This is a genomic window from Oerskovia sp. NPDC057915 (assembly GCF_042887685.1).
Lineage (GTDB): Bacteria > Actinomycetota > Actinomycetes > Actinomycetales > Cellulomonadaceae > Oerskovia.
This window is the reverse complement of the sequence record NZ_JBHVOS010000027.1, coordinates 1-13,498: the sequence shown is the minus strand read 5'-3', so window position 1 is coordinate 13,498 and position 13,498 is coordinate 1. Positions and strand designations below refer to the sequence as shown.

General features: G+C 71.9%; 8 protein-coding genes. 7 read left to right on the top strand and 1 reads right to left on the bottom strand.

Annotated elements, in window-relative coordinates; genetic code table 11:
* Positions 1 to 50: 50 nt before the first annotated feature.
* The 4 genes from ACFVQ3_RS16425 to ACFVQ3_RS16410 all read left to right on the top strand — a co-directional run bounded on the left by ACFVQ3_RS16425 (position 51) and on the right by ACFVQ3_RS16410 (position 9,535).
* Positions 51 to 1,271, top strand: coding sequence for a substrate-binding domain-containing protein (locus ACFVQ3_RS16425; RefSeq protein ID WP_387641228.1), 1,221 nt, complete (start codon positions 51 to 53; stop codon positions 1,269 to 1,271).
* A 242-nt stretch (positions 1,272 to 1,513) separates the two neighbouring features.
* Complete coding sequence (locus ACFVQ3_RS16420; protein ID WP_387641225.1) at positions 1,514 to 2,377, top strand: sugar phosphate isomerase/epimerase family protein; 864 nt, start codon at positions 1,514 to 1,516, stop codon at positions 2,375 to 2,377.
* A 223-nt stretch (positions 2,378 to 2,600) separates the two neighbouring features.
* Positions 2,601 to 8,582, top strand: a complete 5,982-nt coding sequence (locus ACFVQ3_RS16415) for a ThuA domain-containing protein (RefSeq protein ID WP_387641222.1) — start codon at positions 2,601 to 2,603, stop codon at positions 8,580 to 8,582.
* 152 nt (positions 8,583 to 8,734) lie between these two features.
* A complete protein-coding gene (locus tag ACFVQ3_RS16410; RefSeq protein ID WP_387641220.1) occupies positions 8,735 to 9,535 on the top strand; it encodes a hypothetical protein in 801 nt (266 codons plus the stop codon).
* Between the two features lie 168 nt (positions 9,536 to 9,703).
* Here ACFVQ3_RS16410 and ACFVQ3_RS16405 read toward each other — a convergent pair whose 3' ends face one another.
* Positions 9,704 to 10,306, bottom strand: a complete 603-nt coding sequence (locus tag ACFVQ3_RS16405; RefSeq protein ID WP_387641217.1) for a GNAT family N-acetyltransferase — start codon at positions 10,304 to 10,306, stop codon at positions 9,704 to 9,706.
* Positions 10,307 to 10,485: 179 nt separating this feature from the next.
* On the opposite strand from ACFVQ3_RS16405, the gene ACFVQ3_RS16400 reads away from it, so the two are divergent.
* The 3 genes from ACFVQ3_RS16400 (at position 10,486) to pxpB (ending at position 13,180) form a co-directional block, all read left to right on the top strand.
* Entirely contained in the window at positions 10,486 to 10,677 is a 192-nt protein-coding gene (locus ACFVQ3_RS16400; RefSeq protein WP_205308304.1) for a DUF1059 domain-containing protein, read from the top strand.
* Between the two features lie 104 nt (positions 10,678 to 10,781).
* Positions 10,782 to 11,567, top strand: a complete 786-nt coding sequence (locus ACFVQ3_RS16395) for a LamB/YcsF family protein (protein ID WP_387641215.1) — start codon at positions 10,782 to 10,784, stop codon at positions 11,565 to 11,567.
* A 2-nt stretch (positions 11,568 to 11,569) separates the two neighbouring features.
* The gene (pxpB, locus tag ACFVQ3_RS16390) at positions 11,570 to 13,180 is read left to right on the top strand and encodes a 5-oxoprolinase subunit PxpB (protein ID WP_387641213.1); all 1,611 of its coding nucleotides are present in this window, start codon (positions 11,570 to 11,572) and stop codon (positions 13,178 to 13,180) included.
* Positions 13,181 to 13,498: the final 318 nt, after the last annotated feature.

Here is a 13,498-nt window from a genome sequence, read left to right as displayed (position 1 = left end):
ACCGTTGCGTCGGCAGGACAACGAAGTCTTCCGATCACAGGAGAAGGAACATGCGACGCTCTCGAGTTCTCATGGCAGGGGCCGCGACCGCGGCACTGCTGTTCACCGCTGCGTGCAGCACCGACGTGCCCGACGCCCCCGCCGGGGGCGAGACCGCCTCCGAGGCGGCCGAGGAGTCGAACGAGTCCGGTGCGAACAGCCAGTGGTTCGTGCAGGCCGACTACGACCGCCAGCTCGCGCAGCGCACCGCGGTGCCCGAGGGGCCGGGTGAGCAGCCGTGGCTGCAGGCGATCGACCCCGAGTACGTGGACACCGCGCAGTACAAGAAGGAGGGCGGCAAGAAGCTCTGCTTCTCCAACGCCTCGGTGTCCAACCCGTGGCGTGTGACGGGCTTCATCACGATGCAGCAGCAGGTCGAGGTCCTCAAGGCCTCGGGCGACATCTCGGAGTTCCGCGTCTCGGACGCCGCGGACGACGACAACAAGCAGATCTCGGACATCCAGGCGTTCGTGGAGGCCGGTGACTGCGACGCGATCATCATCTCGCCCTCGACCACGGCGACCTTGACCCCTGCGGTCGAGGCGGCGTGCGCGTCGGGCAAGCCCGTCATCGTGTTCGACCGCGGCGTCAACTCCGACTGCATGGTGACCTACATCCACCCGATCGGCGGCTACGCCTACGGCGCCGACGGTGCGGAGTTCCTCGTCGAGAACCTCGAGCCCGGCTCGAAGGTCCTCGCGCTGCGCATCCTGCCCGGCGTCGACGTGCTCGAGAACCGCTGGGCCGCGGCCGACAAGATCTTCTCCGAGAGCGAGATCGAGGTCGTGGGCCAGGAGTTCACCGGTGGTGACGGCGCGAAGATCAAGGACATCGTGACGCAGTACCTGCAGCGCGGTGACGTGGACGGCATCTGGATGGACGCGGGCGACGGCGCGGTCGCGGCGGTCGAGGCGTTCGAGGACGCCGGCAAGCCCTACCCGGTCTTCATGGGCGAGGACGAGCTCAGCTTCATGCGCAAGTGGAAGGAGACGGACATGACCGCCCTGGGCGCCGTGTACTCGAACTTCCAGTGGCGCACCCCGATCCTCGCGGCCCAGAAGATCTGGAACGGCGAGCAGGTCCCGGCCGAGTGGGTCCTGCCGCAGTCGCCCATCACGGGCGAGGACCTGGACGCCTACCTCGACGCCAACAAGGACATGCCCTCGCTGCACTACGCCAAGTTCGGCGGCGAGGACCTGCCGGGCTTCCCCGAGGCCTGGACGGACCGCTGACCCTCGCCTGACGACCCGGCGGCACCAGCCGCCGCCGGTCACCGACACCGGTCACGGGCCGGGCCAGCCCGGCCCGTGACCGGTACCGCCCGGCCGGTCCCTCGCTCTCCTCGGGGGACCGGCCGGGAGCCGGTACGCACCGCACCCACCCGGGTGCCCGACGACGGAGCGCACCTTCCGCACGAAGGTGAGCTCCGGCGTCGGGCGCCCGGGCAGCGCACCCACCGACGAAAGAGAGCACCGTGGCTCGCACGCGCCCCCTGGGGGTCAACACCTGGGTGTGGACCTCGCCCCTGACCGACGTCTCCCTGCGCGAGATCGCCCCGCGCGTCGCCGGGTGGGGCTTCGACGTCCTCGAGCTGCCCGTCGAGGACGTGACCGACTGGAACCCCCAGCTCGCCGCGGACGTCCTCGCGGACCACGGCCTCGGCGCCTCGGTCTCGCTCGTCATGGGCCAGGGCCGCGAGCTCGTCGCGGCCGACGCCGGCACGATCCGCCGGACCCAGGACTACCTGCGCCAGGTCGTCGACATGGCGCACGCGGTCGGTTCCCGGGTCATCGGTGGCCCCGCGTACGCGTCCGTGGGGCGCACCTGGCGGATGACCACCGGGCAGCGTGAGGCCGCGAACGCCGAGCTCGTCGACCACCTGGCGCCCGTCGTCGAGCACGCGATGACCGCGGGCGTGCGGATCGGCCTCGAACCGCTCAACCGCTACGAGACGAGCCTGGTCAACACGGTCGACCAGGGCCTCGCCGTCGTCGCCCCCCTCCCGTCGGAGGGGATCGGGCTCATGCTCGACGTCTACCACATGAACATCGAGGAGACGGACCTGGCGGCCGCAGTGACGCGCGCCGGGGACCGCATCGCGCACGTGCAGGTCTGCGGCAACGACCGCGGCGCGCCGGGTACCGACCACCTCGACTGGACCGCGTTCCTCGGCGCGCTCGACGCGAGCGGCTACGACGGCTCGTTGTGCATCGAGTCGTTCACCGCCGACAACGCGACCATCGCGACGGCCGCCTCGATCTGGCGACCGCTCGCCCCCACCCAGGACGCCATCGCTGTCGATGGCCTGGACTTCCTGAGAGGACTGATGCGCGGCTGACCGTTCGGTAGGTGCAGGACCGACGGCGCCGGCACGCCGTGGGACGACGTAACTCTTCACAGCACGTGCGGCCCCGTTCACCGACGAGCGGGGCACGGACTCTCGCCACGTGCCGACTGCCCTGGAGGCAAGACACATGAAGGCTGCGCGACTTCCCCTGCGGGGAAGAGCCGTCGCGGCGCTGACCATCGGAGCTCTGGCGTTCACTCTCGCGCCCGCGACCATGGCTGCCGCCCACGACGGACCACACGCTCCCGGTGACGACCGCAAGGTCCTCATCTTCACCAAGACGACCCAGTTCCGGCACACCGAGGCGATCACGCAGGGCACCCCGGTGCTCGAGGCCGCGTTCGCCGACGTGGGCATCGCGTCCGACCACACCGAGGACTCCTCGGTCTTCACCGACGCGGGACTCGCCCAGTACGACGCGCTGGTGATGTTCCAGACGTCGGGCGACCCGTGGAACGCCGACCAGAAGGCTGCGCTCGAGCGCTACCAGCAGGCCGGCGGCGGCATCGTCGCGATCCACAACGCGACCGACATGCGCGGGAACTACGACTGGTGGGACGACATGATCGGGGCGCTCATGCCCGGTCACGCCGCGACCGGCAACAGCCCCGGCCTGCCCGGCACGGTGCGCGTCGAGGACCGCGTGCACCCCTCGACCAAGCACCTCGACCAGCGCTGGAACCGCGCCGACGAGTGGTACAACTACTCGGCCAACGTCCGCGGCAGCGCGCACGTGCTCGCCACGATGGACGAGTCGACGTACGACGCGGGCGGCAACAAGATGGGCGCCGACCACCCGATCTCCTGGTGCAAGCCCTACGACGGCGGCCGCGCCTGGATGACCGGCATGGGTCACTTCGGGGCGCACTTCACGGGCGAGCCGGACCTGGTCCAGCACATCGTGGGCGGCGTCCAGTGGGCGTCGGGCCAGGTGGCCGGCGACTGCGGCGGCACCGACTGGGGCCAGTTCGAGAAGGTCGCGCTCGACACCAACACGAGCGCACCGTTCGGCATGGACGTCGCGCCCGACGGCCGCGTGTTCTTCACCGAGCTCGTGCGCGGACAGATCCGCGTCTACGACCCGCGCACCCAGAACACCTCGACCGCGATCACCATCCCCGTGTACTCGGGCGGTGAGGACGGCCTGCTGGGCATCGCGCTCGACAAGGACTTCGCGACCAACGGGTACCTGTACCAGTACTACTCGCCGGCCTCGGCCGACGACACCAACCCCGCGAACTTCTTCAACCGGATCTCGCGCTTCACCGTGACCGACGGCGGTCCCGGCGGCACCGTGATCGACCCGGCCTCGGAGAAGGTCCTCATCGAGGTCCCGGCCGGGCGCCTGCCCGACGAGCCGGGCCACACGGGCGGCAGCCTGATCTTCGACGACCGCACCGGTGACCTGTACATCGGCGTGGGCGACGACGTGAACCCGCACTCGGAGCCCTCGGGCGGGTACGCCCCGATCTCGGAGCGTCCCAACACCCAGCACGACGCGCGCGCGACGTCGGCCAACACCAACGACCTGCGCGGCAAGGTGCTGCGCATCCACCCCGAGGCCGACGGCACGTACTCGATCCCCGAGGGCAACCTGTTCGCCCCGGGCACCGAGAAGACGCTGCCCGAGATCTACGCGATGGGCTTCCGCAACCCCTTCCGGTTCACGATCGACCCCGCCTCGGGCAACCTCGGCGTGGCCGACTACTCGCCGGACAACGGCTCCGACAACCTCGCGAACCGCGGCCCTGCGGGCATCGCCGAGTGGAACCTCATCCAGGAGCCCGGCTTCTTCGGCTGGCCCCTGTGCATGGGCAAGAACGAGCCTTTCCGTGACGTCGACTACCGCACCAACCCGGTCACGGTCGGCGCGAACTTCGACTGCGCCAACCCGGTCAACGACTCGGTCAAGAACACGGGTCTGACGCAGCTCCCGCCGGCCCAGCCCGCGGACATGTACTACGGCTACCAGCGCACCTCGGCCCCCGGCGTCATCAACGCCGGTGGTGGGCTCGCACCCATGGGTGGCCCGTTCTACAGCTACGACGCGGACCTCGTGTCGGACACCAAGTTCCCCGAGTACTACGACGGCAAGCCCTTCTTCTACGAGTGGGCGCGCAACAAGATGTACTCGATCGACCTCAAGGACTCGACGCCCCAGGGCGCCGCTGTCGAGAAGGTCAACCCGTTCCTGTCGAACGAGCAGTTCCTCGCCCCGATCGACTCGACGTTCGGTCCCGAGGGCGCGCTCTACGTGCTCGACTGGGGCGGCGGCTTCGGGCGTGACAACCCGAACTCGGGTCTGCACCGCATCGACTACATCTCCGGTTCGCGCTCCCCGGTCGCCAAGCCGGCCGCGACGCCGGACTCGGGCACGGCCCCGCTCACCGTCACGTTCGACGGCGCCGCGAGCACCGACCCCGAGAACGAGGCGCTCACGTTCGCGTGGGACTTCGACGGTGACGGCACGACCGACTCGACCGAGGCGGCCCCGACCCACACCTACACCGTGAACGGCGTCTACGACGCCCGCCTCACGGTGAGCGACCCGTCGGGCAAGGTCGGTACCGCCACGGTCCCGATCACGGTCGGCAACACGCGCCCCGAGGTCGACTTCAACCTGCCGCCGACCGGGTCGTTCTTCGACTTCGGCGACCGGATCGACTGGGACGTCGAGGTCAGCGACGCCGAGGACTCCTCGATCGTCGACGAGAACGTCATCATCCAGCCCGCGCTCGGGCATGACGCCCACGCGCACCCGTCCGAGCCCCTCCACGGGACGACAGGGTCGGTCGAGACCGGCCTGGGCGGTGGCCACGGTGAGGACATGAACGTCTTCTACGTGCTCGACGCCCGGTACACGGACGGCGGCGGCGAGGGCGACGTGCCCGCGCTGACCGGCTCCGACACGACGCTGGTGTTCGGCAAGAAGCGTGAGGCCGAGTTCCAGACCGCTTCCCAGGGCACGACCCAGCTCCCCAGCCGGGACGTCGAGGGTGGCGGGTCCGTCATCACGGGCAAGGACGGGGCCTGGTCCTCGTACGACCCGTTCAACCTCCACCAGATCAGCGCGCTGTCGCTGCGCGTCTCGGCCGCCCAGGCGGGCACCGTCGAGCTGCGCCGTGACGCTCCCGACGGCGAGCTCCTCGCCACGGCCTCCGTCCCGGAGACCGGGCTGGGCACCTTCACCGACGTGCGCGTCGACGTGGCGGACCCGGGCGAGAGCTTCACGCTGTACGTCGTGTTCCCCGGTGCGGGCGAGCGTCGCCTGAACTTCATCGAGGCGCACGGCAAGGGCATCTCGGCCACGACCCGTCCCGAGGTCGTCGTGACCGCTCCCGAGGCGGGCGTCCAGCTCGAGCAGGGCGCGATCACGGTCACCGCGGACGCGACCGACGCCGAGAACACGGTCACGCAGGTCGAGTTCTTCGTGAACGGCCAGTCGATCGGCACGGACACCTCCGCGCCGTACACGACGACGTGGAACGCCACGGCGGACAACTACTACAAGCTGACCGCGGTCGCCACGAACGACAAGGGGCTCACCACGAAGTCCCGCATCGTCATGGCTCAGGTCGGTGACCTCTTCGCGGGCATGAAGACCTTCACGAACGCGAACGGCACGTTCGAGCAGCTGTCCGAGGGCAAGTACCTCGTGACCTCTGCGGGTGCCAACATGTGGCAGGGCACCGACGAGTACTCGGCCATCTACAAGGAGGCCGGTGCGGACGAGAAGTGGTCCGCGACGGTCAAGGTCAACAGCCAGGGCAACTCCAACGGGTCCGCCAAGGCGGGTCTCATCGTCCGCAACGACGTGACGCAGCCGGGCAAGTCGCCGGGCTACGCGGCCCTGGGCATCCGTCCGAACGGCGGCTTCGAGTGGCTGCGCGGCAACGCCGCGGGGCAGCTCGTGACCTCCTCGGCGGCCAGCTCGACGAGCTACCCCGCGTGGGTCCGGATCGAGCGCGACGGCAACCTGTACACGGCGTCGTGGAGCAAGGACGGCGAGAACTTCACCCAGATCGGCGACCCGGTGTCCCTGCCGGGAGCGGCGTCGGTCCAGGACGTCGGTCTCTTCGTGACGGCGCACAGCTCCGCCACGAGCGCGGTCGAGTTCCAGGACTTCTCGTTCGACGACGACCCGGTCGACCCGACCGAGCCCGGGACGGGAACGCCGCCGCAGTGCGCGGCACAGAAGTCGGACGACTTCGACGCCGCGGACATCAACACGGGTCGCTGGACCGTGGTGCGCACCGCACCCGGGAAGTCGATCTCGGTCGCGGACGGCAAGGCGGTCCTGCCCGTCGTCCAGGGCGACATCAACGAGGCGGTCCCGGGCCCGATCAGCTACCTGGGCCAGCCGGCACCCGCCGGGGCGTGGGAGATCCAGACCAAGGTCGAGGTCCCGCTCGCACGGCACTGGCAGCACGCGGGTCTCCTCGTGCACGTGAGCGACGACGAGTACACCAAGTTCGCGTTCACGAAGAACCAGAACGGCAACCGGTTCCTGGAGTTCCAGACCGAGACGGGCGGTGCGCGCACGTGGCACGGCCAGACGAACGTCGCGGCGAGCTTCCCGTCGTCGGTGTACCTCAAGCTGACCTCCACGGGCACGGCCATCACGGCCGCGTACTCGGCGGACGGCCAGACGTGGACCGCGATCGCGGGCTCGGCCCCGGTCAAGGCGAACGCGACCTTCGGCGTCATCGCCGCGGGCGACACGGGGACGGCCGACTCGGTCGCGCTGGTCGACTGGTTCAAGGTCACGCCGGACTCCGAGGACGACGGCACGCGTGAGCCGTCCGACGAGTTCGACGGGACGGCCCTCGACGGCTGCCGCTGGAACAACGTGGTCCGCTACGACGCCTCGAAGGTCGAGGTCGCCGGTGGCGAGCTGCGCATCACCACGCAGCCGGGGGACATCAACAACACCAACCCGGTCAGCCCGCGCAACTTCGTGCTCCAGGCAGCCCCCGAGGGTGACTGGGTCGCGGAGACGCGCTTCAAGGCGCCGCTGCTGCACCGCTGGCAGTACGCCGGACTGATGGCCTACGGCGACGACGACAACTACGTCAAGCTCGACGTGGTCGCCAAGAACCAGCCGGGCACCCCGCTCAACCTGGGTGCCGAGCTCGCGTCGGAGAAGAACGCGGCCTCGAGCGGCGGCAACCGCCAGCTCGAGATCGCCGACACGACCGAGTCGGGCTACTGGTACCTGCGCATGGAGAAGGTGGGCAACACCTACCAGGGCTGGGTCAGCGACGGCGGGGTGAACTGGACGTCCCTCGGGGCCCCGGTCACCAACGACGCGGCGCTGACGTCCTTCGGTCTCGTGGCCATCGGCCCCGAGCAGGAGGTCCCCGTGAAGGTCGCCTTCGACTGGTTCCACGTCACCACGGGTGACGAGGACACGCAGGCGCCCGTCGTGGCCGTCGCCCAGGACCCGGCAGCCGGCGCGTCCGGCTGGAACACCGGGGCCGTGACGGTCACCGCGACCGCGACCGACGACGTCTCGCAGACGCCGTCGATCGAGGTCAAGGTCGCGGGCGCCGACTGGGCCCCGTACACGGGCGGCATCGCGCTCTCGACGGGTGGCGAGCACTCGCTCGCCTTCCGCGCGAGCGACGAGGCGGGCAACGTGTCGCAGGAGGTCGTGCACGTGGTGAAGATCGACGCCACGGCACCGACCGCCACGGCCGAGCTGTCCGAGCGCACGGTCACCCTGGCCGGCGCGGACACCGGTTCGGGCCTCGCCCGGGTCGAGTACCGCCTCGCCGACACCCCCGCCGGCGAGTGGCTCGCCTACACCGAGCCCTTCGTCGTCGGGGACGGGGCCGTCGAGGTCTCGTACCGCGCGGTCGACGTCGCCGGGAACGTGAGCGAGCCGCTCACCCTCTCGGTGCCGCCGGTCGAGGGCGGGGTCACGGCCGAGGTCGTGGCCAAGACCCAGTGCACCGCGGGCAAGGTGCTCGTCAACGTGCGGGTCGTCAACACCGACGACGCGCCGGCGACGATCAAGGTGAGCACGCCGTTCGGGACGAAGACCTTCACGGGTGTCGCTCCGGGCAAGTCCGCGTCGCAGTCGTTCGCCTCGCGCGCCACGTCGGTCGAGGCGGGTTCCGCCACGGTCGTCGCGACGATCGGGGACCGGACGTCGACGTACACGGTCGACTACGCGGCCGCGTCCTGCGGCTGATGCACGAACGGCAGGCGTCGCCCCTCAGGGGGCGGCGCCTGCCGCGCACGTCGGGTGCGTGGCCCGGCCGGGACACGCCCGGCGCGTCGCAGCAGGACCACGCACCCGACGTCCCACAGACCTCCCGCACCCGAGACGACAGGAGTCCTCCCGTGGCACAGACCACGTCCGCGCAGCGCACCAAGGCCCAGCGGGCCGCCCGCTCCGCGACCGCCCGTGGTGCGGGCCACCAGACCGGGGACGGTGCCGGCCGTCCCCGCCCGCGGCCGCCGGAGCGCGAGCGCGCCCGGTGGCCGCGGAACCTCTCGCGCGGCCGTCGCGCCCTGCTGCTCGCCGCGGCGGTGGTCGTCGTCGGCATCGTCGTCGCGGTCGTCGCCTGGGCGCTCACACGAGGGCCCGACGACGCAGCGTCCGGCGCGTACGCCGTCGACCCCGCGCGCGTGGCCGAGCTCGAGGCGGCCGAGGCCGCGCGCGACGCCGAGAACCTGGGCGTCGTGACCGACTTCGCGCTCTCCGCGCAGGAACGCCTCGTCCCGACCATGAACGACCTGTCCGTGGCGCTGCCGCTCGACGGTTCACCCGGCACCCCCGCGACCCCCGAGCAGGTCGCGACCTGGCGCGAGGACCTCGCGGCCCTGACGACCGAGGCCGAGGCGCTGCCCACCGGCGCGTCGGGGTACAACGTCACGCGCAACGGCCTGGGGGTCTCGATCGCGCTGCTGGGCGACACGGTCGACGCGCTCGTCCTGGCCGAGGGCGCGGCCGAGCCCGCCCGCGCCGAGCTCCTGGCGCTCGCGTCCGACCTGCGGCTGCGCGCCGCCGACACGTGGGCCATGGCCGCGACCCAGCTCGACGAGCTGAGCGTCGGCGCCGACCAGGGGCACGTCCACGTGTTCCTCCCGCTCCACCCGGACGACGCGGGCGACGGCGCCGCGAGCCTGGGCGACCACTAGACCGGTGCCCGCCGGGACCACCTGCGGGTGGGCCGAGTCCCGGCGGGCGCCCAGGGGCACGGTGCGCACGAGGAGGTGAGGACGGCGCGGTCTGGAAGATGGCCGGGGACGACAGCCCGGGCGTCTTCGGCGTCTTCCCCGACCCGGGGAACGCCTCGGGCGGAGGGCTCAGTCGAGCGGGCGCACCATCACGACGTCGTCGTGCGCCTCGCCGCCCACGACGTACGTGCGCGTTCCCGCGACCGCGAACCCGTGCTTGCGGTAGAACGCCTGGGCCCGCGCGTTCTCCCCGTTGGTGCCGAGCCACACGGCCCGGTCCGGGACGAGGGCAGGTGCCGCGTCGAGCGCGGCCCGCAGGAGGTCGCTCGCGACGCCCGTGCCCTGGGACGCGGGATGCACGTAGATCTTCGACAGCTCGACCGTGGGCTCGGCGCCCACGACGGCCACGATGTCCGTGTCGTCGGGCACGCCGCGCACGAGCAGCGCGTAGCCGACCAGGTCGCCGGCGCCGTCGGACCCGGTCCTGTCGTCGGGCGACCCGGGCCCTACGTCGGGAGACCCGGGCGACCCGGGCGACTCGGCCACGAGCAGCGCGTGGTCGGCGCTCGCGGACCACGCGACGAACCTCTCCGGGGAGAGCTGCGTGCGGATGTGCTCGGCGACCGCCGCCGGGTCGGAGCCCGGCGGGCACGCGAGCGGGAACGTGATCGCGGCCAGGGCCGCGAGGCGGTCGGCGTCGGCAGGGGTCGCGGTGCGCAGGGAGGTCGTCACCCGCGGAAATCTACCCGGCCGCACCCACGAGCGGGAGGGGCGTCCCGCCGTTGGGCCGTTGACACCCCGCCCCGGCCGGAGGACGGTGGAAGGACCGGAGACGTCGCCCGCCCAGCCCACGGACGCCGCCCCCGCCGGAGCCCCGACGACGGGGCCCGCGTGAGGGGAGGTGAGAACACATGAGGAAGATGGTCGACTGTCGGACCACGCCCAGCGTCATCAACTGCACGCTGACGATCGCCGGCGAGGAGGAGGAAGTCCTCGACGCCGCATACGACCACATGGTCAGCAAGCACGGTCACGAACCCACACCCCAGCTGCGGGAGGACATCCGTGCCGACCTGGTCGACGCCGAGCCGTCGATGGCCTGACGCGCCCGACGGGACGGGACGAGCACGAGAGAGCACCTGACAGCACAGCCGGTCGTGACCGGAGGGTCACGACCGACGCGCGTGCTCTCGGCCATGATGGGGACATGACGCACCTCCCTGCGCCCGACGCGCGCCGCATCGACCTCAACGCAGACCTGGGCGAGGGGTTCGGGCCGTGGGCGCTCGCGGACGACGACGCTCTCCTCGACCTCGTGACCAGCGCGAACGTGGCGTGCGGCTTCCACGCGGGGGACCCGATGATCATGCGTGCGACCACGCGCGCGGCGGTCGAGCGGGGCGTGAGCATCGGCGCGCACGTGGCCTACCGCGACCTTGCGGGATTCGGCCGCCGCTTCCTCGCGGTGACGCCCGCCGAGCTGACGGCCGACGTCGTCTACCAGCTCGGTGCGCTCGACGCGTTCGCGCGCCTCGCGGGGGACCGGGTCAGGTACGTCAAGCCGCACGGCGCGCTCTACAACGCGATCGTCCGGCACGAGGAGCAGGCCCGCGCGGTCGTCGACGCGGTCGCGGCCTACGACGCGACGCTCCCCGTCGTCGGTATGTCCGGCTCGGCCGTGCTGCGCCTCGCCCGGGAGGCGGGGCTTCCCGTGGTCCACGAGGTCTTCGCCGACCGCGGCTACGCGCCCGACGGGTCGCTCGTTCCCCGCGGGACGCCGGGGGCGGTCCTGCACGACCCGGTCGAGGTCGCCGACCGCGCGCTGCGCCTCGTGACCGAGGGCGTCGTGGTCGCGTCCGACGGCAGCGAGATCACGGTCGAGGCCGACTCGGTCTGCGTGCACTCCGACACCCCCGGTGCGGTCGCGCTCCTGACCGAGGTGCGCAGGGTGCTGGAGGCGAGCGGCGTCGTCGTGCGGGCGGCCGGGCGGTGACCGTGCCGACGAGGTCGGTCGGGCCGCACGTCCAGGTCTACGGCGACCACGCCCTCATGGTCGACGTCGAGGGGCTCGCCGACGTGCACGCGCTCGCGGCCGCGCTGCGCCTCGCGCCCGTGCCGGGCGTCGTGGACGTCGTGCCCGCGGCACGCACTGTGCTCGTGCTGCTCGACGACCGGGCGTCCGTCGCGGACCTGGCCCGGGTCGAGGACGCGGTCAAGGTCGCGTGGGGCTCCCGCAGCGCGGTCGCGCAGCAGGGGGAGGGTCGCCTCGTGGAGATCCCGGTCGTCTACGACGGCGAGGACCTGCCCGACGTCGCCGCGTGGGCCGGACTGACCGTCGCCGAGGTCGTGGCGCGCCACAGCGGGCGGGAGTACGTGGTCGCGTTCGGCGGCTTCATGCCGGGCTTCGGCTACCTGACCGAGGTCGACCCGACGATCGCGGCACCCCGGCTCGCGACCCCGCGGACCCGGGTGCCGGCGGGATCCGTCGCGCTCGCGGGCGACCTCACGGCGGTCTACCCCCGGGCGACTCCCGGCGGATGGCGCCTGCTGGGACGGACCGACGTCGAGCTGTTCGACGTCGACCGCGACCCGCCGGCGCTGCTGACGGCGGGGACCCGGGTGCGCTTCCGGGAGGTCGACCGGCTGCCGGGCGACGTGCCCCTTGCCGGGGGTGCCGGCGTTGCGGCCGGGGGGGACCGGCACTCTGGCGGGGGTGACCGGCACTCTGGCGAGGGTGACGGTGCACCCGCCGGGGGTGCAGAGGTCCTCGCCACGGGACCGTTGGCGCTGGTCGAGGACGAGGGGCGGCCAGGGTGGGCGTCGTCGGGCGTCGGGCGATCGGGCGCCGCGGACCAGGGGGCGCTGCGCCTGCTGAACCGCCTGCTCGCCAACGACGACTCCGCCGCGGCGCTCGAGGTGACCCTCGGCGGGCTCGTCCTGCAGTTCCACGAATGGGCGACGATCGCGCTCGCAGGTGCGACGGTGTCGGCGACGATCGACGGCATGGCGGTCGGCATGCAGGCGCTGCTCGAGGTGCGTCCGGGGGCCGAGCTGCGCCTCGGGTTCGCCGCGCGCGGGACGCGGACGTATCTGGGGGTGCGGGGCGGGTTCGACGGGACGTCCGTGCTGGGGTCCCGCTCGTCCGACGTCCTCGCCGGGCTGGGGCCGTCGCCGTTGCGCACGGGCGACCGGTTGGCGATCGGGCCGCGTCCCGCGCGCCTGCCCGTGGTCGACCTGGTGGCGCCCCGTGCCGAGGCGACGGGAGTCGTCGACCTCGTGGTGCGCCGCGGCGTACGGGACGAGTGGTTCGACGACGACGCCTGGCGCGACCTCCTGGGTGCCACGTTCGAGGTGTCGGACGCGAGCAACCGGGTGGGCCTCAGGTTGTCGGGCCCCGTCGTCCGCCGACGGAGCGGTGAGCTGCCGAGCGAGGGCCTCGTGCCCGGCGCGATCCAGGTCCCTCCCGACGGGCACCCCGTCCTCTTCCTCCGTGACCACCCCGTCACGGGCGGCTATCCCGTGATCGGCGTCGTCCCGGCCGACGCGCTCGACGTCGCCGCGCAGCTCCGCCCGGGGGACCTGCTTCGCTTCAGGGAGGCGAGTTGACGGAGGCGACGGGCACCCCGTAATGTTCTCGAAGTCAGCCCGGCAGGGAGGAACAGACACCACTGCGAAGCTCTTCGGAGCCGCCGCGAAGTGGCTGGATCCCCCGGGTGGCCACCCCTCAGATCTGCTCGGGACACCTCTGCGTGTCGCGGGAGTCGTCGGGGCGGTCGACTCAGGCGGATCACTTTCACCGGAAACGGCGGAGTTGAGACGCGGGAATGAGTCTGGTAGGTTAGAGAAGTTGCCCCGAGTGAAGGCCCCTGGTGGGTTGGAGTCGGTGCGTGTCGGTTGCTTGAGAACTCAACAGTGTGCTTGATA

What these genes read in the sequence shown, in the direction of transcription:
- ACFVQ3_RS16425 (WP_387641228.1), top strand. Translation starts at nt 51, where the DNA reads ATGCGACGCTCTCGAGTTCTCATGGCAGGGGCCGCGACCGCGGCACTG.
- ACFVQ3_RS16415 (WP_387641222.1), top strand. Translation starts at nt 2,601, where the DNA reads ATGGCTGCCGCCCACGACGGACCACACGCTCCCGGTGACGACCGCAAG.
- ACFVQ3_RS16400 (WP_205308304.1), top strand. Translation starts at nt 10,486, where the DNA reads ATGAGGAAGATGGTCGACTGTCGGACCACGCCCAGCGTCATCAACTGC.
- ACFVQ3_RS16395 (WP_387641215.1), top strand. Translation starts at nt 10,782, where the DNA reads ATGACGCACCTCCCTGCGCCCGACGCGCGCCGCATCGACCTCAACGCA.